Consider the following 24,847-nt stretch of genomic DNA (forward strand, 5'->3'; position numbering starts at 1 on the left):
GATCCGGTGCGGGGCCTGGGCGGGCTGGTGGAGCAACTGGTGGCTGTTTTTCAGGATGCGGGCAATACGCGGATCATCTTTTTCTGCCTGCTCGTGGGCGGTCTGATCGCGCTGATGCAGGCGTCCGGCGGCGTGCATGGCTTTGTGGAATGGGCGCAGCGCCGGGGATGGGGAACGTCGCGGAGGGGGGCCGAACTCCTGGCCTGGGTCGTCGGGATGGTCGTGTTCGTGGAGTCGAACATCACGTCCCTGACGGTTGGTGCGATCAGCCGGCCTCTGTTCGATAAACTGAAATTGCCCCGGGAGAAACTCGCTTATTATTGCGACGCGACGAGTGCGCCTGTGTGCATGTCTATTCCCCTGAACGGCTGGGGGGCGTATTTGCTCGGTCTGTTGGCGGCTCAGGGAATTTCGGAGGGCGCCGTGTCCCTGCTGGCCCAATCGCTGCTGTTTAACTTTTACAGCATAGGAGCCATCGTTTTTGCCCTCGTACTGGCCCTGACAGGGTGGGGGTTCGGTTCCATGAAACGGGCGGAGATGCGGGCGGCGCAGACGGGAGCGCTGACCCGTCCCGGCTCAAAGCCGCTCATTGCCGACGAGCTGGCGGGCATAGAACCGGTCCCGCGCGCGCCCCGTCACGTCCGGGACCTGATGATCCCCCTTGGGGTCATGGTGGCGATGATTTTCGTCGGGCTGTACGTGACGGGCGACGGAAATATCATGGAGGGGAGCGGCTCGAAGGCGGTGCTGTGGGCGGTGGGATCCGCAGTGATCGTGGCCATAATCCTGTATGTCATGCCCCGGGGCGGCCGCCCGATTCTGACGATCGGGGATTCGATGGATCAGGTGTTGAAGGGGTCTTCCGGGCTGGTCGGGGTGTCTTTTCTGGTCGTGCTGGCCTTTGCACTGGGGCGCGTGGCCCGCGAAATGGAAATGGGTGCGTATGTAGTGGGCCTGCTGGACGCCGGTGGCCCGGTGTGGTGGTTGCCCGCCGCCGTGTTCCTGATCGGGGCCTTCATCTCGTTCGCGCTGGGCTCTTCCTGGACGGGATTCGCGCTGCTGCTGCCCATTGCGCTTCCACTGGCGGAGGGGGCCGGCGTGCCGGCTCCGCTTATGCTGGGGGCCGTGCTTTCCGGGGGTGTTTTCGGCGATCATGCCTCCCCGCTCTCCGACACGTCTATCATTTCGTCGATGTCGGCCGCATGCGACCACGTGGACCATGTGAACTCGCAGATGCCCTATGCGCTCATCGTAGCGGGAGGGGTACTGCTCGCATACGTCGTGGCGGGGTTGTCGATGTAAGGGGAATCGCCATCCGATTCTTCCGTTGCGAAGTACATCTTCTCGGCGTATTCCTTCACCATGCGTATCGCGGAAAACCGGGGCGTCAGTTCCACCATGGCGGCGCGCATGCGTCCGATCCACTGTATCGGAATGCCGCGCTCGTCTCGTTCGTAGAACGCCGGAACCACCCCCTGCTCGAGTTGCCGATAGAGGCTTTCGGCGTCGCGGCGGTCCAGTTCATTCTTGTCGAAGCTGCCGTCGGCGTATCCGTGACCGATGGCCCAGCCGTTTTCGCCGTTGTATCCTTCCGGCCACCACCCGTCGAGTACGGACAGATTCAACCCGCCGTGTACCGCCACTTTCTGCCCGCTCGTGCCGCTGGCCTCCATGGGGCTCCTTGGATTATTGAGCCATACGTCGCAGCCGGAGGTCAGCATGCGGCCTATCTGCATGTTGTAATTTTCAAGAAACACGACGCGCCCCTGCAATCCGGGCCGTTGGGCCGCTTCCAGGATTTGTCGTATAAATTGTTTGCCTTCTTCGTCTTCCGGGTGTGATTTCCCGGCGTAGATGATCTGTATCGGGCGCTCCGGATTATTGAACAGGGCGATGGTGCGTTCGATGTCCGTGAACAGGAGCGGCGCGCGCTTGTACGTGGCGAAACGGCGGGCGAAGCCGAGCGTCAGCGCATCGGGATCGAGTTCGCAGGAGATGGACAGGGAGTGTTTTTCCGCGTGCTCCCTGGCGAAGCGAATCAGTTGCCGGCGCAGCTCGTTGCGGTATTTCCACAGGACTTCATCCGGAATGTCGTCGATGCCTCGCCAGAAGTGCAGGTTGTCGGTGTGTTTTTTCCAGTTTCCGAGTTTTTCGTTGAGAAAGGCGCGCGCGATCGGAGCCGCCCAGGTGGCGACATGAATTCCGTTCGTGATGGCGCCGATGGGCACATCCTGTACGCGCCGATCCGGAAACATGGGATGCCATTGCCGCTGCGCTACATGTCCGTTGCGCTGCGAGACGCCGTTGGCTTTCCGCGACATGTTCAGCCCCAGCACGGTCATCGTGAACCATTCGCCGTGATTGTCCGGGTCTACCCGCCCATAGGCCATGAGGTCATGTTCGCTGTGCCCCAGTTCTTCCCGGAGGGCGCTCATTTCGTTAAGAAACATGCCGGGGTCGAACCGGTCGTGCCCGGCGAGAACAGGCGTATGCGTCGTGAACACGCATTGGCTGCGCACGGCGCGTACGGCTTCTTCCCGACTTTTACCCAGGTCCAGTTGTTCGCGGAGCAGTTCGAGAGACAGAAAGGCGCAATGTCCCTCGTTCATATGGTACACGTCGGTTTTCACCCCGAGCGCGCGCAGGAGCCGGAGCCCCCCGATGCCAAGGACGATTTCCTGCTGGAGCCGTGTGCGGCGTTCTCCCTGGTACAACCGGGCGGTGATATTCCGGAATTCCTCCGGATTGTCCTCAAGGTGGGTGTCGAGCAGGTACAGGGTCGTGCGGCCGACCCGGGCCCGCCATGCCTGTATCCGTATGGGCTGGTTGCCGAAGTGGACGGTGACGAGGATGGGTTTCCCGTGCTCCCCGCAAACGAGTTCAAGCGGGTGGTTTTCCGGATCGAGCGCGGGATACCGCTCCTGCTGCCAGCCGTCTTCGGTGAAGTGCTGCTCGAAGTAGCCTTGCTTCAGAAAAAGGCCGATCGCCGTGAAGGGGATACAGAGGTCCGAGGCCGCCTTCGTATGATCGCCGGCCAGTATGCCCAGCCCGCCCGCATAGATCGGCAGGCTTTCATGGATGCCGAACTCCATACAGAAGTAGCTGGTCCGGGGGGCATGCGGGAAAGGACAGGGCGCTTCGAGGTACGCGGTCATCGCGGCATGCGCCGTGTCTATGTCGTTTGCAAGGGCCTCCTCGAACGTTGTCTTCGGAGAGAGCGTTTGCAGTACGGCGATCGGATTGTTTCCTGCGTTCCGGAACGTCGTTCGATCCAGGCGTTCGAAGAGATCAAGGACTTCGGGATTCCAACTCCACCAGAGATTTTCTGCGAGCGCTCCGAGTTTTTGGTACGTATTCATAAAAACAGGGATCGGTTCAATGGTTCGTGCCGCAACGGGCAAACACGCCCTAAATATATAATGGGCCCGGGTGAAAAGAACGGGGGTTTTGTGGGGATTCTTTTGGAAGACTCCGTGCAACGGCTGGTTGCCGCAGGAATCGACGATCCGCGCCGGAATGCGGAATGGCTTCTGTGCGAGGCCCTGGCGGTGTCTCGCGCCGGGTTATACGCGGCATCCGGGGAATGGGTCGAACCGGAGGCGGTGAGGCGTTTCCGCGAAATGCTGGCGCGCCGGCTGCGGCGCGAACCCGTCCAGTATATTCTTGGATATGTGGAATTCATGGGGCTCCGGATGACCGTTACGCCGGATGTGCTCATCCCGCGGCCTGAAACCGAAGAAGTGGTGGAGGCGGCGCTTGCGCGCCTCGGTGCCCGGAAGACGCCTGTTATACTCGATGCCGGGACGGGGAGCGGTTGCATTGCGCTGGCCATAAAAACAGCCCGTCCCGACGCCGAGGTCTATGCGTGCGACGTTTCGGGGTCGGCGCTTGCGGTGGCCCGCCGTAATGCGGCTGCGCACGATCTGGCTGTTACGTGGATCGAGGCCGATATGCTGGGAGAGGATTTGCCGGATACGATTCCTGCCGGACTTGATTTGCTGATTTCCAATCCGCCGTACGTGCCGGAGGAAGAAATCCCGACCTTGCCGGAAGAGGTGCGCAGTTGGGAACCGTGCGCGGCGCTGATTGCGCCCGGGGACCCGCTCGTTTTTTACCGGAGACTGGCGCAACATGGCCTGCGCATGCTCCGGGAGGACGGCTGGATCGTGCTGGAGACGCATGCGGACTACGGCGAGCCCGTGCGCCGGATCCTGAAAGAAGCCGGATACGCGGGGGTTTGCCTCGAGAAGGATATGGCCGGACGGGACCGGATCGTGATAGGGCGACGGGGCGGATAATCAGCGTATCCTTGAATGCGTAGCGCTGACGGCCAGGAACCGTCCTGTACGGAGGTCGTTGCGTTGCAGGGCTGGCGCGCTTCATTATGCGGTTGCTCTTCCGATCCGGCTCTCCTTGTTTTATCTCTTCCCCGTTCTCCTGTGTGTGCTAAAGACCGGTTCGATGTAGCATTCGCCCTGTATGGCGATCTGCGCAATAATTCGAGGGCGCTCCGGCAACTCAGGGTTCTTGGCGATGCGGGCCTGCGCATCCGGGTTATTGCCGCGGGATCGGGAAGATCCGGCGCTCCGGAAATACCCGACGCAAGCCTGTGCGCCATCCCCGTCCCGGATTTCTCCGGTCCTCGTTTTTTTCGGGCATTGCACTGCCGCGTACGCGAGGCGCTTCTCGAAACCCCGGCGCGGGTATATCATGCATCGGGCCTGTACGTGCTGCCGGCTGCCTGTTCGGCGGCCCGCAGGCACGGGGGGCGTATCGCGTACGACGCTCGGGAATTGTACACCCACGTTTCCGCTACGGCCGGAAGGCCCTGGGTGCGTGCGTTCTGGCATCTGGTCGAACGCCGGGGCATCCGCCGGGCCGATGCGGTCCTGACCGTGGGGAACGCCATTGCAGACAGGCTCGCCGCAACCTACGGGGTGGTTCGCCCTGCGGTGCTCCATAACATTCCCGATCGAAAATTCCCTGCCCTGCCGCCGTCTCCGCTTGTTCCGGGCCTCGATCCGGATACCGTGGTGATTTTGCATCAGGGCCACATGATGAAGGATCGGGGCTGCGAGCAACTCGTGGACGCCATGCGGGACATCGAAGGAGCTGTGCTCGTGTTTCTTGGTGGAGGACCGCTTCGTCCTGCGTTGCAAAAGCAGGCAGCCGACGCCGGTGTCGCCGATCGTATACGTTTCGTGGATTCCGTTCCTGCGGACCGGCTGCCGGCGTACACCGCTTCCGCCGATCTCGGCGTCACGCTGCTTCAGGATACCTGCCTGAACCATCGCTTTGCCCTGCCGAACAAATTATTCCAGTACTTTATGGCCGGGCTTCCGGTCATAGCCTCGGACCTGCCCGAGATCCGGCGGGTGGTTGCGCCGCACGATACCGGTATCCTGGTAGAATCCGGCAATCGAACTGCGCTGGTGGCTGCTCTGCGCCAAGCCGTCGCACAGAAACCGCTTCGGGAGCAGTGGCGTCGAAACATTCCCCGGGTTTTCGAAACTTTTAACCCGGATTCGGTATCAGAACGACTTATGCATATCTACGGGGAATTGCTCCGAGAAGCGCCATGAATCGTCCCGGACCGGTTATTTCGTTTGGTCTCGCGAGCCTGCTTGCGTTTTCGATCTGCGTGCTTGCGCCGGCGGACGCACGCGCGCAAGACGCCAGCGTACCTGCCGAAGGGCTTGACTGGAAAGCATTCGAAGAAGCCGTAACCCAGGCGGAGGCGCAGGACAAGAAATTGATTGTGGACGTCTATGCGGCGTGGTGCCCCTGGTGTCGGCGATTGCAACGCGAGGTCTACACGGATGAATCGGTGCAGGCGTATGTCCGCGACCATTTCGTACTGACCCGTCTCGATGCGGAGAACACGGAGGACAGTCTCAGTTTCCGCGATTACACGCTGACCCCCTCGGAAATGGCGGCCGGCCTCGGTGCTTCGGGATTTCCGACGACCGTGTTTCTGGATGAGGAAGGCAGATATATCACCCGTTTGCCCGGCTTCATGGCGGCTCCGGAGTTTCTGGAGGTGCTGACCTACATCGGAAGCGAAGCGTTCGTGGATTTTACGTTCGAAGAGTACCAGGAGGAAGAGGAATAGGGGAAACCGGATTCCCCGGCGTATCTTTGGACGTCATCTTTCCCCTGTATGCATGTACCGTCTTCTGAACGTCCTGAGGATATTCCGCCTGATGCTTTCGCGCGCGTCGCAGGCGAACCGCAAGGCTGCGGGCCTGGAGCGCAGGGAAGAGTTGCAGTGCCGGGCTGAACAGATTCACGAGGGGTGCGCGCAGCTTTGCGAACTGGCGGGCATCCGCGTGCGGGCGAAAGGGAATATCCCGGATCGGTCGGGCATGCTCGTGGTGGCGAATCACTTTACGGTGCTCGATCCGCTCATACTCGCTTCCGTGGCGCCGATGGTGCCGGTTGCACGGGCCGATCTGCAGGGCTGGCCGATCATCGGCAACGTGTCTATGGCGCACGGCATGATCCCTGTGGACAGGGACCGCCGGACCGCTGCGGCTTCTTTTGTCAAACGGGTTGGCGAGCGGCTGGCGGCGGGACTGAACGTCCTGGTTTTTCCGGAGGGAAACACCAGCGAGGAGCTCGCTATCCGTCCTTTCAAGACCGGCGCATTCGAGGCCGTGGCCGGACAGGCCGGCGGCATGGTGGTGCCCGCGTACCTGTCTCTTGACAGCGTGGAGGACGAGCCGGCAACCGACGATGTGCGCCGCCGCATCGTATGGCTGGAGCATACGTCCTTCTGGGCGCACATATGGGGATTGGCTGCGCTTCGGGGCCTGGAATACACGGTGCACATCGGTGAACCGATATCCACCGAAGGACGGAATCGCAAGAAATTGGCACAACTTGCCCGCAATGCGGTTGAACAAATTCGGATGTCTCTGCATCCGGTCCGTACCTGATCGGATTTTCCACGAGCCTTTCGCAGGGCTCACGACGGTGGTTGCGCTATGACCGACAAACAGCTCAATACGCGGTTGCGCAAGAGCATCCATGTCCTGATCGGGATCGGACTGGTGCTGGTCGGGCTTGCGGCGGGCATTTTATGGGTGCTGGTCACGGGGGGCAATGAGCGCGCTCTTCCCGGGGAAACGCGCGTGGTGGAGCCCGTCCAGTTGGGTCGCCCGTATACGCCGTCGGATATTCCGGTTACGGATTCGCTGGAACGACTGCCTGACATCGCCGCCCTGAACCGGGTATTTCGCCAGGTAGCCGACCGGGTCACGCCCTCGGTGGTGTACATAGAGGTGGAGGCGCCTTTCGAAGGAGATCAGTATCACGATTTCGACGATGAACCGCGGCGTTTTTTCCGGAGAGATCCGTCGCAGGCAGCCGTCGGGAGCGGCGTGTTGATCAGCCCGCAGGGGTATGTGGTGACGAATCATCATGTGGTGGAGCGTGCGGAGCGTGTCCGGGTGACGCTTTCCGACAAGCGCGCGTTCGATGCCCGGATCGTAGGCGCCGACCCTTCCACGGATCTTGCCGTGCTCCGGATAGAGGGGGCTGAGGATCTCCCCGCGATCCTGTTCGGCGATTCCGACGGGTTGCATGCGGGCGAGTGGGTGCTTGCCGTGGGCAATCCGTTCCGTCTTACTTCGACCGTTACGGCGGGGATCGTCAGCGCTACGGGCCGCCAGGTGAACATCATCGAGGACGATTTCGGGATCGAGGATTTCATTCAGACCGATGCCGCCATCAACCCCGGAAATTCGGGCGGGGCCGTCGTCAATCTGAACGGCGAGCTGGTGGGTATCTCCACGGCCATCGCCACCGAAACCGGCTCGTACGAAGGCTACGGATTTGCGGTCCCCGTCAACCTGATGGCGCGGGTGGCCGGCGACATTATCGAGTACGGAGAAGTGCAGCGGGGGTATCTGGGCGTGCGTATTCAGACCGTGGATGCGGCGCTTGCGCGGCAGCTCGGTATGGATCGGATTCGCGGCGTATATATAGCCGGCATTGCGAATAACGGCTCGGCGGCTATTGCCGGCATGCGCGACGAGGACGTCATCCTGTCGGTGGACGACCGTACCGTGAATGCCTCCAACGAGTTGCAGAGTATGATTGCCCGCAGGCGTCCGGGAGACAGGTTGATGGTGCAAGTGTGGCGGGACGGGGAGGTTCGCGAACTCCCGGTGGAATTACAGCCGCGTGACGCCCCGGCGTATACGGCATGGTTCAGCCAGTTCGAAAGACAGCCGCGCGTACCTGAAGAGTCTCCCGTTCCCGAAACGCCCCCGGCTCCGCGGGAACGCGAGAGTATTTATGCGTTGGGGGATTGGGGTATTGGTCTCCGGGCTCTTACCGAGGAGGAGGCCGGTGATTTCGGCATAGAGGAAGGGGTGTACATTGCCTGGGTGGAACACGGCAGTCCGGCGGGCGAAGCAGGATTGCCGAGAGATGCGGCGATCGTGCAGATCGAAGAGATGGATACAGGCTCTCCCGGCCAGGCGTTGCGCGCATTGAGCCGGGCGGCCCGTTCGGGAGAATGGGTGCTCGTCAAGGTGCGCCGGCGCGACGGCAGCGCTGCGTTTTACGAAATGGAAGTTCCCCGGTGATCCTTGGCAGGCGCGGCGGGATGCGGGCCAGGCAAACCATCTGACGCTTCACGCCTGACTTATAGGAAGATTAGGAAATTTAGTGATTTTTGATAAATTAGGATAAACTTCCTATAAATGGATGGCATGGATCCGATTCTCAACCCATACGCTCCTGGAGCAGGTACGCCACCTCCCGAACTTGTCGGTCGCGATGAGATAAGGGAATCCGCGCGTATCGCTTTGGGGCGGATCAGAGCAGGACGTTCGAGTCAGAGTGTACTGCTGATTGGTTTGCGGGGCGTGGGAAAAACCGTGTTGCTGGATAGAATTCGGAGGGATGCCGAGGAGAACGATGTCTACGCATTGCGGATTGAAGTTCCCGAGGATCGTTCTTTTCCTTCTGTGTTGGTGCCGCAGTTACGAAATGTCTTGCTTAAACTCTCGCGCAAGGAAAAGGCAAAGGTATTGGCCCAGCGTGCACTCAGGGGACTTGCAGGGTTTGCGAATGCTCTGCAAATGACATATCAGGACATCGAGTTCGGTTTGAAATTCGAGACTGAACCCGGCTTGGCGGACAATGGGGACCTGGAGGCCGATCTACAGGATCTACTTGAAGCTATTGGGGATGCCGCCAAGGCAGACGAAGGTTGCGTTGCATTCTTCGTCGACGAGTTACAATATGTGAAGGAGACAGAATTCGCGGCTTTGATTACGGCATTGCACCGTGCATCCCAGCGGCAACTTCCAGTGACTATGTTTGGCGCCGGATTGCCGCATCTGCGGGGCCGCGCCGGAAAAGCGAAATCGTACGCTGAGAGACTTTTTACATTTTCCGAAATAGGGTCTCTGTCCCCCGAAGATGCGCGGCGCGCGATCGCCAAACCTGCGAAAGACGCTGGCGTGACCATAGAAACTACAGCTCTTGACGCCATCGTTTCCGGTACGCAATGCTATCCCTATTTTTTGCAGGAGTGGGGTAAATATGTATGGGATGTTGCCGAGCGTTCGCCCATAACGGTTTCTGATGTAGAAATTGCTTCGGAGCAGGCTATTGCCCACCTTGATGGGAGTTTCTTCCGGATGAGGTTTGAGCGGCTTACGCCTGTAGAGAAGAAGTACTTGCGGGCTATGGCGGAACTTGGCGAAGGGCCTCATCGCTCCGGGGATGTTGCCGGTGTGCTTGGGCGCGATGTGACCTCTGTGGCCCCTGTCCGTAGTCAGTTGATCAACAAGGGCATGATATGGAGTCCCGGTCATGGCGATACGGCCTTCACCGTTCCGCTTTTTCACGAGTTTATGATGCGTATCATGCCCGAAGTCTGATCGAAATCCGGTATCTGCAATGGCTTCGGGGTCGCGGGGCGGGCGGCCCGTTCGGGAGAATGGGTGCTCGTCAAGGTGCGCCGGCGCGACGGCAGCGCTGCGTTTTACGAAATGGAAGTTCCCTAACAGGCGCGGCGGGATGCAGGAGAAGGGGGCGTTACTCCGGGTTTTGCTTCAGGTCGTCAGGTAATTTCTCCCAGATTTCTTTCAATTCTCGCGCGATCTCTTGCGCACACTCTTCTAAGTTACTTTTGTCGTTCAGTTTGAGCCATTGTTCGGGGGCCTTGCCTATACGTAGATGGAGGCGAGTGTTTTCGAATTTTGCCCAGCGCCAAAAAGGCAAGCGGCCGTAGTCTTTCTTTTCATATACCAGACCCTTGTCTTCCAGGCTGCTTCGAATTTTACAATATCTATCCCCATCTTCTTCTTTATCACATTCTATCCCATACCACAAGTAACCTCCCTCAAGCTCAATAACAATCGATGGCTGCTTTGCAGACGAGTTGTTTTTATCCGGCGAACTGCTTTTTCCGAGCGGATAATACAAGCCATGCCTCCTGGGAATACCATTCGTTTGGATGTTCTCGATTTTTGCTTTAGCCACGTTGCCATTTTGCGAAACGGAATTGATCCTGGAATCGGGGCCAATTTCTAAAATCCCCGTTCCTTTAAATTCATCATCCATCGCCTCCTTTATCTGCTCCCACATTCTCACGAGACGATCAATGCAGACCTTTTTGTACGCTTCCTTCAGATCGTGTATAAGACGAAAATTGTCGTCATCCTCGAGGCAGAGATCTTTCAGTTTTTCCATGTATTCCTCGTATTCCTCATTAATGTATAAGCCGGTGAGGCCGCGAACGACTTCCATGTACTGTGCAATCGATTCATGAAGCCGGGCATTAGTGCCCGCCTGCCGCTGGCAAGTTTTCAGCCAAGGTAAAATGTCCTCGTAGGAAACACATATGCACTTGCCCTTGAATTTACCGGCGCTGGATTTGGGCGGTTCGCGTCCGTCGAGAGTAAGATACAGGATATGGATGTCGTTCGTGCTTATCCCCAGTTTTTCGACATGCTGGTGATATTTCTCCAATTGCCGTTTCTGGTCGGGGCCCCGTATCTTGTTTTCGATGACAACGGCCCATGGCGGATCTGCCATTTGATTGATGATCAGCAGATCAATGCGGTCTTTTTCCTGATGGACTTTCGCTTCCTGATCGACTTTCGCGTAGCTGATGTCGAAATCCTTTTTAACGAAGGTTTTGAGAAAATCTTCCAGGTTTCGGCGCTTCTCGTCCTCGCCCGGCTCACGGGGATCAAGGAGGGCGTGAAGGAACCGGGTGTGCATGACCTCCTTTTCTGGCCTATACAGCACCGTGAAGACATTGAAGGAATCGGGACGCCTTGCTTCGTATTCCTCGTAGTACTCCTTGGTCTTTTTCAGAAATTCCTCGGCGCGCACCAAAGTACTGGCGTTGTTGTTCATGGTAGTATGTACGTCATGAATGTGGGCCTGATCGTCCGGGACTTACATACATAAGTTGCCAAGCCTCTGTTTGCTTCTTCGGCTCCGGTCTGTCTACCTGACCGCATTCACTCCGTCATGGGTTGCCGCATCCCTCACAAGTAATTATTTATGCAAATCATTGTGTGGATTCCATAGTTATCAGGGCTTAATTAGTGTTATTTCGGTGTGTATATGCCGCCATCGCTAATGGAAAGCCGTGTTCCAAGCAACGTAAACGCCATGTCGGACAGCGATCGGCTACGAAGCCCTTTGGCCACTTTGGTATATAAGCCTCGATCGTCCGGAGTTGACCGGGCAACATGACATGGTGCGTTGACGGCGCGTACAAGGCGGAACGCCATTATCGTCGGGTATGTATGATGATGCGACCGGAAATGCGTTACAGGATACACTGAGAAATGCCGGACAGCATACGTTTCTTGACTGCAGGGGAATCGCACGGCGAGGCGCTTGTGGGGATCGTCGAAGGAATGCCGGCGGGCGTGCCGCTTGCGTCCGAGGATATCGACCGCCAACTGGCCCGGCGCTGGCAGGGCTACGGGCGGGGAGGCCGGGCGAAGTTCGAACGGGACCGGATACATATCTATTCCGGGGTGCGCTTTTCCAGGACGATGGGAAGCCCTATTGGATTGCGCCTCGACAACGCAGCCTATACAAAAGATCGCTCCGGGTGGCCCGAGGTGATGGCCCTGACCGGCACGGGCGAAGGCGTGGAAAAGGTGACGTTGCCAAGGCCGGGCCATGCAGACCTGATCGGCTTGCAGAAGTACGGTTTCGACGATATCCGGCCCGTCATCGACCGGGCCAGTGCGCGTGAGACGGCCATGCGGGTGGCGTGCTGCACTATTGCCCGGCAATTCCTGGCCCAGTTCGGTATCGAGGTGGGCAGTCATGTGCTGCGCATTGGAGAAGTGGGACACCAGGGGTATATGTCGGATGCGGTAGCGAAACTGCTCGCCGAAGGGGCGGAGAAGGTGAGTGAGGCTGCCGATGCGAGCGAGGTGCGCATGCTGGACGCGGCGCTCACCCGCCAGTGCATCGAGCATATCGATGCGACGAAGCAGCAGGGAGATTCGCTGGGGGGCGCGTATGAAGTGATCGTAACGGGCGTTCCTCCGGGGCTCGGTTCGTATGTACACTGGGACCGGCGGCTCGACGGGCGTCTGGCGCAGGCCATCCTGTCCATTCAGGGCCAGAAAGCGGTCGAGGTCGGCGACGGAGTGGCCGGCTCGGCGCGTCCGGGATCGCGGGTGCATGACCCTGTCGTCACCGACGGGGAGGGGTATTCCCGGCGCACCAATCATGCAGGCGGCGTGGAGGGCGGCATGGCCAACGGGATGCCCATCGTGGTCCGCGGCTACATGAAGCCCATTCCTACGCTCATCAAGCCGCTCGATACGGTGGATGTGGCTTCGGGCGAGGCGCAGCCGACCCGGTACGAGCGAAGCGACGTTACCTCTGTGCCGGCGGCCTCGACCGTTGCGGAGGCCACGGTGGCGCTTGCAGTCGCCAATGCATTTCTGGAAAAGTTCGGCGGAGACAGCCTGTCGGAGATTCGGGCCCGCTACGACGCCGAAGTCGCCGGGTCCGGCCGGACAGGACAGTAGACAAGCAGAGGAAAACGTATATTCCGGGCGGATATTTCGAGGATTGCCCGGCGCATTTTATCTGTCCGAAATAACGATGTCTACGAAGGAAACATCCCGCAAGGAGCAGGTCGATCGCAATTCGGCGTACCGTCCCGCCGAGATCGAAGCCAGATGGTATGCCTGGTGGGAAGAGAATGATCTCTTCCGGGTCGAGGCGAACTCCGGGAAGCCTCCGCATGTCATTGTCATGCCGCCCCCCAATGTGACCGGCGCGCTGCATATGGGGCATGCGCTGCAGGATACCATTCAGGACGCCGTGACGCGGCTCCGGCGCATGCAGGGCTACGAGGCGCTCTGGATGCCGGGCATCGATCATGCCGGTATTGGAACGCAGAATGTCGTGGAACAGCAGTTGGCCAAAGAGGGCAAGACCCGCCACGATCTCGGCCGCGAGCGTTTCGTCGAGCGCGTTTGGGCGTGGAAGCACGAATACGGCGGCAGGATTCTGGAACAGAAACGCCGTCTCGGGGACTCGTGCGACTGGAGCCGGGAGCGGTTTACGATGGACGAGGGCTTCACGCGGGCGGTGCAGGAAGTGTTCGTGCGTCTGTACGCAGAAGGGCTGGTCTACCGGGGGGATTACCTGGTCAACTGGGACCCGGAAAACCGCACGGCGCTGTCCGACGAGGAAGTGGACAATGTGGAGCGGGAAGGGCATCTGTGGTATATCGATTATCCGCTGGCGGACGGTTCCGGCGCGATTACGATCGCCACGACTCGCCCGGAAACCATGCTGGGAGATACGGCGGTCGCCGTACATCCCGACGATCCGCGGTATACCGGCCTCATCGGGAAGAAGGTGGTGCTTCCGCTTTTGGGTCGGGAGATTCCCGTGATTGCGGACGAGTATGTCAAGATGGATTTCGGCGGCGGGGCGCTGAAGGTCACGCCCGGCCACGACCGGAACGATTTCGAGATCGGCCGGCGGCACGGGCTCGAGGTTCTTAATGTGATCCGGCCCGACGGCGCGATCAACGAGCAGGGGGGACCGTACGAGGGAATGGATCGCTTTGCCGCCCGCGACCGCATCGTGGCGGACCTGGAAGCGCAAGGGCTCCTTGTCAGGACGGAGCCCATGAAAGGCACGATCCCTGTGTCGAGCCGGTCCAAGGCGATCATCGAACCCCTTATTTCCCGGCAGTGGTTCGTGAAGATGGCGCCGCTGGCCGAACCGGCTATCGAGGCGGTCCGCACGGGGAAGGTCACGTTTTACCCGAAACGTTGGGAGAACGAATATTTCCGGTGGATGGAAAATATCCGGGACTGGACCATCTCGCGGCAACTCTGGTGGGGGCACCGCATCCCTGTCTGGTATCATACCGGCGAGGACGGCAGGATCGACGAACAGCGCGGGTATGTCGTTTCGGTGGATCAGCCTGCGCCCGGCATGGTGCAGGATAAGGATGTGCTCGACACCTGGTTTTCATCGTGGTTGTGGCCGTTCGCCACGCTGGGATGGCCGGAGGAGACGGAAGACCTTGCCTGTTTCTACCCCACGCAGGTGCTTGTATCCGGGTACGACATTCTTTTCTTCTGGATCGCCCGCATGATCATGGCGGGATGCCATTTCATGGGTAAGCCGCCCTACAGCGACATCTTCATTACGGGGATGATCAAGGACAAGCAGGGGCGCTGGATGTCCAAAAGCCTCGGGAACGGCATCGATCCGCTGGATATGATCGATCAGTACGGCGCCGATGCCGTCCGCTTCTCGCTGGTCATTTTGTGCGCCCAGGGACAGGATATCCGGCTGGACCCGACGAAATTCGAGATGGGCCGCAATTTTGCGAACAAGATATGGAATGCGTTCAAGGTGTTCGGACGGTTCATGGAGGAGGGGAAAACGTACCGCCGGGCGCGCTCTTTCGAAGAACTGGAACTGGTGGAGCGGTGGATGGTGCACCGGCTGCACGCTGCGATCGAAGAGGTGGATGAGGCGCTGGCGCGTTATCGCCTCAACGAAGCCCTGGGCCGGATATACGATCTTTTCTGGAAGGATTACTGCGACTGGTATCTCGAACTGATCAAGCCGGCGCCCGGCGAGGAACCGGACGAGGAAACGCTGGCGCTCGCCGTCGAACTCTACGATGCCATGATCCGGCTCCTGCACCCGTTCATGCCGTTCATTACCGAAGAGTTGTGGGCGCAGTTGCAGCCCCGGGAGGAGGGAGCCTGCTGTATGACGGCGCCCTGGCCCGGGCAGGACCTTTCCCTGATGGACCGCGACACGGCCGCTGCGTTCAACCTGATTCAGGACATCATATCCGGCATTCGCACCATCCGCAGTGAATACGGGGTGGCGCCCGGTGCGGAGATAGAGGCGCTGGTGCATGTTTCTCCCGATGCGGAAGCAATGGGCGAGGCATTGGCGGCGCACGAGGACTATTTCCGCAAGCTGGCCCGCGTGCACACCCTGACCGTGGGCAGCGATCTGGCCCGTCCGTCCGGCGCCGCCTCCCATGTGGCCGGTCCGTGCGAAGTGTTCGTTCCGCTGGCGGGGATCATCGATCTCGATGTGGAACGTGAGCGCCTGCAAAAGGAGGTCACGCAAAAGGAACGTTTTCTCGACAGCGTGCGCCGGAAGTTGCAGAACGAACAATTCGTTACAAGAGCGCAGCCCGAGGTGGTCGAACGGGAGCGCAGAAAGGAACAGGACGCTGCCGCGGACATCGCCCGCCTGCGAAAGAACCTCGAATATCTTGGATGAGTCGGGGCTTTATCTCTCTTTTTCCGGTGTATCCCTCGAAAAATTTGTATACCGCAGGAAAGGGAGATATGTTAGGGGGCGCAAAAACGTTAAAAAATGTGGACATATCGTGTCTGATCGCGGCTATATAACCCGGACCGCCCTGATCGTAGCACTCGGGGGCTTCCTGATGGGTTTCGACGCCTCCGTCATATCCGGCGTTGTCGGATTCATCGAGACGCAATTTACCCTGACCAAACTTGAGCTCGGATGGGCGGTCAGTTCGTTAACTCTTACGGCCACGCTGGCCATGATGGCGGCCGGCCCGCTGAGCGATGCTCTCGGGCGGCGTCGGGTGCTGTTTTTCGCCGCCGTACTGTATGCCGTGTCGGCGATCGCTTCCGCGCTGGCGCCTTCTTTCTGGTTTCTGGTGGCGGCCCGCATGATCGGGGGATTCGGAGTAGGGGCCTCGCTCATCATTGCCCCGATGTATATCGCCGAGATTTCGCCTCCGGCCGTGCGGGGGAAGATGGTGTCGTTCAACCAGTTGAATATCGTGATCGGCATTTCGGTGGCGTTCTTCACGAATTACCTCGTATTGCGATTGGGGCAATCGGATATGGCATGGGCTCAGGCGCTGCGCTTCGGCCCGTGGAACTGGCGCTGGATGCTGGGTCTGGAGACGCTTCCCGCCGTGCTCTACTTCACATGTCTCTTCTTCGTGCCTGAAAGTCCCCGCTGGCTGATCATGCGGGGACGGGAGGCGCTGGCGCGGCCCATCATGATCCGGGCCAGCGGCGAGGGACGTGCGGACGAGGAGATACAGGCCGTAAAAGCGAGCATCGCCAGCGATGTCGGCAAGGAAAAGGCGCCCCTGCGCGAATTGTTCGCCCCGGCCATGCGCCTGGTGCTGCTCATCGGCGTCGTCGTGGCCGTCATCCAGCAGATCACCGGCATCAATGCGGTGTTCTTCTATGCGCCGATGATCTTCGAGCAGTCCGGCATCGGCACGAATGCGTCGTTCATGCAGGCCATTCTGGTAGGCTTGGCCAATCTGGTTTTTACCGTGCTGGCCATATTGCTTATCGACCGCCTCGGGCGCAAGCCGCTGCTCGCCGTCGGGCTGGGTGGCGTCACGGTGTCCATGGTGGTGCTGGCGTTCGGCTTCTTCCAGGCGAGTTATACTCTTACCCCGGATGCCATTGCTTCGCTGCCGGAAGAGGTTCCAACCGTTGCGCTCGAATCCATGAGCGGCCGGACGTACGATTCCGACGTGGCCTTCAAGACCGCCGTGGCCGATGCGCTTGGCGAGGAAGCCGCCCAGCAACACGAAAGTACGCTGGTGACGGCTGCCATAGACATCAACTCGGGACTGATTCTGGCAGGCATCCTCGCCTTCGTCGCCTTTTTCGCGGTGTCGATCGGACCGGTGATGTGGGTGCTCTTTTCCGAACTGTTCCCCAACCGTATTCGCGGGCTGGCTATTTCGTTCGTGGGTCTTATCAACTCCGCCGTGAGTTTTACGGTCCAACTCGTGTTTCCGTGGGAATTATCTCAACTCGGCAGCGCCCCGACGTTCCTGATTTACGGCGTCTTCGCTGCCGTCGGATTCATTTTCGTGATGACGGTGATCCCTGAAACGAAAGGGAAATCGCTGGAGGAACTGGAAAAAGTTCTCATAAAATGATCGTTTCCGGCGCCTGATGCGCGGCAGTTCCGTGCGGATCGGCGCCGTACCCCCTGCATACATGCCGTTCCGGCAAACATCATGAAATTATCGTATTGCTCCATCGCAGGCCTGTTGCTTTCCGCGCTTGTTTTTTCGGGATGCCAGTCGAGCGTCGAATCCCCTTCCGTTGAGGGGCCGGTCAAGATGGAATTGCGGCAGGTAGACGGCCGCTATGAACTTTTCAGGGACGGGGAGCCTTTTTACATCCACGGTGCAGGCCTTGAATTCGGCGATATAGAGCGGTTGGCGCAGCACGGGGCCAATTCGTTCAGAACATGGCGCACGGACAACGGGCGCGATACGGGCGACGAGGTGTTGCGCCGTGCCCATGAAGCGGGTCTGGTGGTTACGATGGGACTGGAGATCGCGCGGGAGCGCGAGGGCGAAGGACGGGGTGTTTTCGGATTCGACTACGACGACGAAGAGGCCGTGGCGGAACAGCTCGAACGGATTCGGGCCGAAGTCATGCAGTACAAGGACCATCCGGCGTTGATCATCTGGGGCATCGGCAACGAACTGAACCTCGGCGCCACCAACCCTCGCGTGTGGGACGCCGTCAACGGAATCTCGGAAATGATTCACGAGATCGATCCCAACCACCTGACCACCACCATGCTGGCGGGGATATGGCAGGAGCTGGCCGACGATATAACGACACGGGCTCCCGACCTGGACCTGATCAGCATTCAGATGTATGCGGATATCGAGAATCTGCCCCGGTACATCGAAGAAATCGGATGGGACGGGCCGTTTATGGTCACCGAGTGGGGCGCTACCGGCCACTGGGAGGTTCCGAGCACGCCCTGGGGGGCGCCCCTGGAAAACAACAGTTCCGTCAAGGCCGATGATTACCTGAGGCGCTACCAGACTGTCATCGAACCGCTTCGGGACCAGTGTGTGGGGTCGTATGTTTTTCTGTGGGGGCAGAAGCAGGAGCGCACGCCGACCTGGTACGGCATGTTTTTGCCGACAGGAGAAGAAACCGAGACCATCGACGTAATGCATTACGTATGGAACGGGGCGTGGCCGGAGAACCGGAGCCCCCGCCTGGAACAGGCCCTGCTTGACGGCAAGGAAGCCCATGAAGGCATTTATCTTCGTTCCGGGCAGGCCTACGCGGCCCTGGTTGCGTCCGTCGATCCGGACGGCGATGCGCTGCGATACGAATGGGAAGTGCGCCGTGAGAGTACGGCGCAAAGCGAGGGGGGCGATGACGAGGAGGTTCCCGAACGTATGGAAAACGTGCTGGACCGCATGGATACCCCTGAGGTCACGCTGACCGCGCCTGCCGAAGAAGGCGCGTACCGCCTCTTTGTCTATGTGTATGACGGCGAGGGGCACGCTGCTCACGCCAATATTCCCTTCTACGTCGAGTCGTAATCGTGCGCGCATCCAGTGGGAGTCGCAGGTCCAACGGAGCGCCCGTTTTTGCGGGAGCCGCCCCCATGCGGCATGTGGACGGGCCGGTTACCGGGGCATTCGTCGAACTTGACGGCGATACGTTCTACAGGATCGGGCGTTGCGACCGGTTACCTCCTTTTTTCATGTCGATGGTCAGCGACGGCGATCATTGGCTGTTTGCGTCGAGCAATGGGGGGCTGACGGCGGGTAGGGGAACCGCCGGGCAGGCGCTTTTCCCCTATTGCACGGACGACAAGATCCACGATGCGCAGGATCAGGTGGGCGGAAAAACCATCCTGCTGGTGGAACGGCAGGACGGACACGCGCTGTGGGAGCCGTTTTCGGATCGGCATCAGGGAGCGTATGCCGTCGAGCGCAATCTGTACAAGAGCCTGTACGGACACAAGATTCGCTACGAGGAAATCAATCACGACCTCCAGCTTGTCTTTGCGTATACCTGGGCCGCCAGCCGGCGATTCGGTTTCGTTAAACGGTCGACGCTCCGCAACACCGGTTCCGGGCAGACAAGGGTGAAGGTTCTGGACGGGATCCTGAATGTTCTGCCATACGGCGTGCCCCAGGTTTTGCAAACCGACCGCAGCAACCTGGTGGACGCCTACAAGAAGAGCGAATGGTATGGCCCGGCGGGCCCGGCGCTGTTCGTATTGAGTTCCATTCCAGTGGACAAGCCTGAACCGAGCGAGGCGCTCATGGCTACCGCGGCATGGTCGGTGGGACTGGAAGCCGAGGCGCACCTGTTGTCTGCGGCCCAACTGGACCGCTTCCGGAGGGGAGCGTCCGTCGAACCGGAGCAGGATGTGCGGGGCGTACGGGGCGCCTACTTTGTACAGGCGGCCTTTGATGTGATGCCCGGCGCGGAGCGCGTCTGGTATGTCGTCGCTGATGTCAAACAGGGACCGGACGATGTGGTGGCGTTACGGGCCTTGCTGAACGATTCCTCCCGCAGCAGGGAAGACATTGTTTCCCTGATAGACCAGGATGTTCAGGAGGGGGGCGAGCGGCTGGCCCGCCTCGTGGCCGCCGGGGACGGGTTGCAGCGCACCGCCGAACCCATGATGGCGGCGAGGCACTTTTCCCATGTGATGTTCAATGTGATGCGGGGTGGAGTGTTTGTCGGCGACGGCGAGGTGGCCTGCTCCGACCTGGCCGCTTTTCTGCATAGCCGCAACACTTCTGTGGCTGCCCGGCATGAGGCATGGGTCGCCGGACTCCCTGACCGGATGCCGGTCAACCGGTTGCTTGCGGAAGCGGCGTCCCTGCACGATCCGCAGATGGAGCGCCTGTGTCACGAGTACCTGCCGCTTACGTTCGGACGCCGTCACGGCGATCCGAGCCGTCCGTGGAACCGTTTCGCCATCGATACGCACAACGAGGACGGCTCACGTAAAATCGCCTACGAGGGCAACTGGAGAGACATTTTCCAGAATTGGGAAGCGCTGGCTTTTTCCTGGCCGGAATATGTCGAAAGCATGGTTTGCAAGTTCGTCAATGCGTCGACCCCCGACGGGCACAATCCCTACCGCCTGACGCAGGACGGCATCGACTGGGAGGTGCTCGATCCTAACGATCCCTGGTCGTACATCGGGTACTGGGGGGACCATCAGATCGCCTATCTGCTCAAACTGCTCGAATGCTCCCGCGCGCATCATCCCGGCCGACTCGAGGAATTTCTTGCGCGGAAGATATTTGCCTATGCCGATGTGCCGTACCGCATCCGGCCGTATAGCGAGATACTGGCCAATCCCCACGAGACGATTGATTTCGACCATGACTCGGCGGCGCGCTCTACCCGGCGGGTTGCGGAGATCGGGGGGGATGGCAAGCTCGTTCCGGGCTCCGACGGCACGGTGTGTCTGGTGAATCTGGGCGAAAAATTGCTGGTGACGCTGTTGGCCCGGCTAACCGGTTTCATTCCCGGGGGCGGCATCTGGATGAACACGCAGCGCCCGGAGTGGAACGACGCGAATAATGCGCTGGTGGGGTACGGCGTATCCATGGTGACGCTGTGTTACGTACGGCGTTTTGTGGACGTCGTCGCTGATCTCTTTGCCGGTCTTCCGGACGAAACCCTCGAGCTTTCCAAAGAAGTGGCCGGTTTCATGGAGGCGATTTCCGAAGCGCTGGGCCGGTACGAGCATCTTGCGGACGGGGTCTGGACCGACGAGGACCGGAAAAAGGTGATGGACGCGCTGGGCGAAGCGGGGAGCGCGTACCGCGGGAATATCTACGAGGATGGATTTTCCGGTAAAGCGCAGGCTGTGCGCCGCGATGCGGTGCTGACCTTGCTCGGGCGCGCTTCGGCGTTTGCGGAGCACAGCATCCGGGCCGCCCGGCGCCCCGATGGGCTGTTTCATGCCTACAGCCTGATGTCGGTTACGTCCCCGAAGACCGTAGCGCTCCGGTCCATGTACGCCATGCTGGAAGGACAGGTCGCTGTGCTGAGCGCCGGAACGCTTTCGGGCGCGGAGGCGCTCGAGGTGTTATCGACGCTCCGGGCGGGGCCGCTGTATTGTCCGCGCCGGAACACCTATCTCCTGTACCCTGATCGCACGTTGCCCCGGTTCACCGAAAAGAATCGTATCGAAGCTGGTCGCGTGGAGGGAATCGTGCTGCTCCGGTCGCTGGCCGGCGCGGGAGATCGCCGGTTGATCGTGCAGGACGAGGAAGGGGGATGGCATTTCAACGGCTTCTTCCGCAACGCGGACTCGGTACAAGCCGCGCTCGATGCCTTGCGGCGGGAGGGGTACGCTGAGGCGGTCGAACGGGACGGGGACGCGGTGCTTGCCCTGTTCGAGGACGTGTTCGATCATCGCTCGTACACCGGGCGCTCCGGGACCTTCTTCGGATACGAGGGGCTGGGAAGCGTGTACTGGCACATGGTATCCAAGTTTTTGCTTGCGGTCCTGGAGTGTTTTCGCGCGGCGGAAGACGCCGGGGAGGATATGGCCGTGCGGCAGGGACTGGCCGAGCAGTACTACGCCATTCGCGGGGGATTGGGTATGCACAGAACGCCGGAGCAATTCGGGGCCTTTCCCTCCGATCCGTATTCGCATACGCCGGCGCATGCGGGAGCACAGCAGCCGGGTATGACCGGGCAGGTGAAGGAAGATATCCTGTGCCGCTGGGGGGAGTTGGGCATGGTGATCCGGGACGGCAGGATCCATTTCCGCCCCACGCTGCTGCGCCGTTCCGAATTTCTTACGCATCCTGCCGAATTCCGCTGGTACGATCCGCACGGGCGCCTTCAGACGCTGGAACTCCAGCCGGGTATGCTGGCCTTCACCTGTTGCCAGACCCCCTTCGTCTATCGTGTGGCTGAGCAGGCAGGTATCCATATCACGGACCGGGACGGCTCCACCCGCACGTTGGACGGATTGGTCCTCGATCGCTCCTCCAGCGAAAGCATATTCCGCCGCGAGGGAGCGATTGACAGGGTCGAGGTCGCCCTGGCCCCGGGATTGCAGGCGTAGCGGCGACCGGGGGGCGTTACAGCGTAATGCAGGCTGCCCATAATGATGGCGTCGTCGAATTGCGGGGCTATCTCTTCCTGTTCCCGGCGCAAGACCTTATCTTGCGCTTTCGCGCCGCGCACTTTAGGGTATGACGCGCAATGCTTGTGCGCTTCCGGATATGGATGCGCAATGTCTTGCTCGACAGGCCCCGGTTCGCATCCGAAAATCAGCCCGTTCAGCGTATGTCCGCCGTAAATGACCGCGAAGCGATTCTGGAGCGTATCCTCGCCACCGGGGTGGTGGCTGTGGTGCGTTTGCCTGATGCTGCGCATGTGCTCCGCGTTGTGGACGCTATCCGGGAAGGAGGGGTTCACGCCATCGAAATCACCATGACGACCCCGGGCGCCTTGCAGGCGATCACCGAGGTGGCCGGCAGCATGAGCGATGTGGAGATCGGGGTGGGTTCCGTGCTGGATGCGACGGGCGTGCATCGGGCTGTCGACGCCGGCGCCCGGTACGTAGTGAGCCCGGTGTACAAGAAGGAACTCATAGACGCTGGGCACGAACGGGGCGTGCCCGTAATGCCGGGGGCGTTCTCCCCCACGGAAATCCTTGAAGCCACCGAGGCCGGCGCCGACGTAGTCAAGGTATTTCCTTCCGGCGTGGTGGGGATGTCGTATTTCAAGGCGGTGCTGGCGCCCATGCCCCACCTGAAATTGATGCCGACCGGGGGGGTGTCCCCAGAGAATGCGGGCGACTGGATCCGCGCCGGAGCCGTGGCGGTGGGCGTGGGGTCTTCTCTGCTGAACAAGCAGGCCATCGCGGAAGGCAACTTCGGCAAACTGACGGAAAACGCGCGTGTGCTGTGCCGGAGCGTGGCGGAAGCGAAAAAGGAGTAATCAGAGTATCCTTAAGGCGAAATCCGTTTGTCCCGCATGTATTTTACAGAGCGGAGGCATATTCTTCCGTTCAGACTTTTCCTGAAACAATCCCCCTGACGATTCCATGTTTGCTCCGAGGCGTGGCGCCATCCGTTATCCGGCGTTTTTCGCATTTCGATCCCATTTTCTTTCCATGCGCTGCCTGGTGTGTGCAGCGCTTTTCGCAGGTCTGACGATGTTCGCCGGGCGTCCGGCGGCGGCGCAGGACGACCGTCCCCCGAATGTGGTGCTCATCTTTGCGGACGACCTCGGCTACGGCGATATCGGTGTGTACGGACACCCGACGATCCGCACGCCCCATCTGGACCGCATGGCGGCGGAAGGGATGAAATTCACCCAGTTCTATGTGGGCGCTTCGGTATGCACGCCGAGCCGGGCTGCGCTGCTGACGGGCCGTCTGCCGATCCGGAGCGGGATGGTCAGCGATCAGCGCCGGGTGTTTTTTCCGGATTCCAAACTGGGCCTGCCGGCGCGCGAAATTACGATTGCGGAAGCGCTCAAGGAGGCCGGGTATGCTACAGGCATAGTGGGGAAGTGGCATCTCGGCCATCTCGAACCGTTTCTGCCCACAAACCACGGCTTCGATTCCTACTACGGGATTCCCTATTCCAACGACATGGATCGCGTGGTAGGCGGCGAATGGCAGGAAATATTCTGGGAGCCCAAATCCGAATACTGGAACGTGCCGCTGCTGCGCGATACGGAAGTTATCGAGCGGCCGGTCGATCAGGAAACGATAACCCGGCGGTATGCGCAGGAGGCGGTGGCCTTTATCCGCAATCATGCCGGGGAGCCGTTCTTCCTGTATCTGGCGCACAGCATGCCGCACACGCCGCTTTTCCGCAGCGCCGCGTTTGCCGGTCATAGCAAGGCGGGACTCTACGGGGACGTGATCGAAGAGATCGACTGGAGCGTAGGACAGGTCATGCAGGCGCTCGAGGAAAAGGGCATTGCGGAGAACACGCTCGTTTTCTTTACGAGCGACAACGGTCCCTGGCTGATTTTTCGCACGCACGGCGGTTCGGCGGGGCTTTTGCGGGACGGCAAGGGCACCACTTACGAGGGAGGCATGCGGTCGCCTGCGCTTGCATGGTGGCCCGGCACGGTCCCGGCAGGAGCGGTGAATTCGGCGCTCGTGACGGCGATGGATGTGTTTCCCACAGTGCTGGGCATGGCGGGCGTGCCGGTTCCGGACGACCGCACGATCGACGGGATGGATATTGGGAATATCCTCCGGGGAAGTGACGAGGATGCCCACGACATGATCCTGTACTACCGGGGCACGCGCATTTTCGCCGCGCGGGTGGGGCCCTGGAAAGCGCACTTCATCACGCAGCGGGCCTACATCGGGGACAGTCCTGTGTCGCACGACACACCGATACTGAATCATCTGGAACACGATCCGTCCGAGCGGTTCGATGTGTCCGCGGAGCACCCGGAGGTGCTGGAGGAGATTGCTGCGCGTGTGGCGGAGCATCGGGCCGGACTGGACCCCTGGCCGATCCAGCTTGACGCCCGCATCGAGGAATAATCAGAGTGTC

General features: G+C 60.2%; 15 protein-coding genes and 1 pseudogene. 14 read left to right on the forward strand and 2 right to left on the reverse strand.

Features of this window, described 5'->3' with window-relative positions; translation table 11 throughout:
- Nucleotides 1-1,302 (forward strand): sodium:proton antiporter (locus F4Y00_04300; protein ID MYE04176.1); only part of this gene is annotated, 1,302 nt, incomplete at its 5' end.
- Here the strand turns inward: F4Y00_04300 and F4Y00_04305 are convergent.
- Entirely contained in the window at nt 1,239-3,359 is a 2,121-nt protein-coding gene (locus F4Y00_04305; GenBank protein MYE04177.1) for a glycosyltransferase family 1 protein, read from the reverse strand. The two genes, F4Y00_04300 and F4Y00_04305, sit on opposite strands and share 64 nt — an antisense overlap.
- Before the next feature lie 60 nt (nt 3,360-3,419).
- Here F4Y00_04305 and prmC point away from each other — a divergent pair, with 60 nt between their 5' ends.
- From prmC to F4Y00_04335, 6 genes are all read left to right on the forward strand, one after another.
- Nucleotides 3,420-4,298 carry a peptide chain release factor N(5)-glutamine methyltransferase gene (gene prmC, locus F4Y00_04310; protein MYE04178.1) on the forward strand — a complete coding sequence of 293 codons (879 nt, stop codon included), beginning with the start codon at nt 3,420-3,422 and terminating at the stop codon, nt 4,296-4,298.
- Nucleotides 4,299-4,313: 15 nt separating this feature from the next.
- Nucleotides 4,314-5,582, forward strand: a complete 1,269-nt coding sequence (locus F4Y00_04315) for a glycosyltransferase family 4 protein (protein ID MYE04179.1) — start codon at nt 4,314-4,316, stop codon at nt 5,580-5,582.
- Entirely contained in the window at nt 5,579-6,112 is a 534-nt protein-coding gene (locus tag F4Y00_04320) for a thioredoxin fold domain-containing protein (protein ID MYE04180.1), read from the forward strand. Before F4Y00_04315 ends, F4Y00_04320 begins: the two co-directional genes overlap by 4 nt.
- A 52-nt stretch (nt 6,113-6,164) precedes the next feature.
- Nucleotides 6,165-6,938, forward strand: a complete 774-nt coding sequence (locus F4Y00_04325; protein ID MYE04181.1) for a 1-acyl-sn-glycerol-3-phosphate acyltransferase — start codon at nt 6,165-6,167, stop codon at nt 6,936-6,938.
- 48 nt (nt 6,939-6,986) lie between these two features.
- Nucleotides 6,987-8,594: a PDZ domain-containing protein gene (locus F4Y00_04330; protein MYE04182.1), complete on the forward strand. Its 1,608-nt coding sequence runs from the start codon at nt 6,987-6,989 to the stop codon at nt 8,592-8,594.
- A gap of 126 nt (nt 8,595-8,720) precedes the next feature.
- The gene (locus F4Y00_04335; GenBank protein MYE04183.1) at nt 8,721-9,899 is read left to right on the forward strand and encodes an ATP-binding protein; all 1,179 of its coding nucleotides are present in this window, start codon (nt 8,721-8,723) and stop codon (nt 9,897-9,899) included.
- 157 nt (nt 9,900-10,056) lie between these two features.
- On the opposite strand, the gene F4Y00_04340 is transcribed toward F4Y00_04335, so the two are convergent.
- Nucleotides 10,057-11,385, reverse strand: coding sequence for a hypothetical protein (locus F4Y00_04340; protein MYE04184.1), 1,329 nt, complete (start codon nt 11,383-11,385; stop codon nt 10,057-10,059).
- A gap of 440 nt (nt 11,386-11,825) precedes the next feature.
- Between F4Y00_04340 and aroC the strand changes: the two genes are divergently transcribed.
- The 7 genes and pseudogenes from aroC (at nt 11,826) to F4Y00_04375 (ending at nt 24,837) form a co-directional block, all read left to right on the forward strand.
- On the forward strand, nt 11,826-13,034 hold the full coding sequence (gene aroC / locus F4Y00_04345) for a chorismate synthase (protein MYE04185.1): 1,209 nt from the start codon (nt 11,826-11,828) through the stop codon (nt 13,032-13,034).
- A 76-nt stretch (nt 13,035-13,110) separates the two neighbouring features.
- Nucleotides 13,111-15,783, forward strand: a complete 2,673-nt coding sequence (locus tag F4Y00_04350; GenBank protein ID MYE04186.1) for a valine--tRNA ligase — start codon at nt 13,111-13,113, stop codon at nt 15,781-15,783.
- A gap of 139 nt (nt 15,784-15,922) precedes the next feature.
- A pseudogene (locus F4Y00_04355) lies at nt 15,923-17,449 on the forward strand (sugar porter family MFS transporter).
- A gap of 81 nt (nt 17,450-17,530) precedes the next feature.
- Complete coding sequence (locus F4Y00_04360; GenBank protein ID MYE04187.1) at nt 17,531-18,871, forward strand: hypothetical protein; 1,341 nt, start codon at nt 17,531-17,533, stop codon at nt 18,869-18,871.
- 2 nt (nt 18,872-18,873) lie between these two features.
- On the forward strand, nt 18,874-22,383 hold the full coding sequence (locus F4Y00_04365) for a hypothetical protein (protein MYE04188.1): 3,510 nt from the start codon (nt 18,874-18,876) through the stop codon (nt 22,381-22,383).
- Between the two features lie 224 nt (nt 22,384-22,607).
- Nucleotides 22,608-23,264 carry a bifunctional 4-hydroxy-2-oxoglutarate aldolase/2-dehydro-3-deoxy-phosphogluconate aldolase gene (locus tag F4Y00_04370; protein MYE04189.1) on the forward strand — a complete coding sequence of 219 codons (657 nt, stop codon included), beginning with the start codon at nt 22,608-22,610 and terminating at the stop codon, nt 23,262-23,264.
- Nucleotides 23,265-23,439: 175 nt separating this feature from the next.
- On the forward strand, nt 23,440-24,837 hold the full coding sequence (locus tag F4Y00_04375; protein ID MYE04190.1) for a sulfatase: 1,398 nt from the start codon (nt 23,440-23,442) through the stop codon (nt 24,835-24,837).
- Nucleotides 24,838-24,847 lie beyond the last annotated feature (10 nt).

This window comes from Bacteroidetes bacterium SB0662_bin_6, from assembly GCA_009839485.1.
GTDB lineage: Bacteria > Bacteroidota > Rhodothermia > Rhodothermales > VXPQ01 > VXPQ01.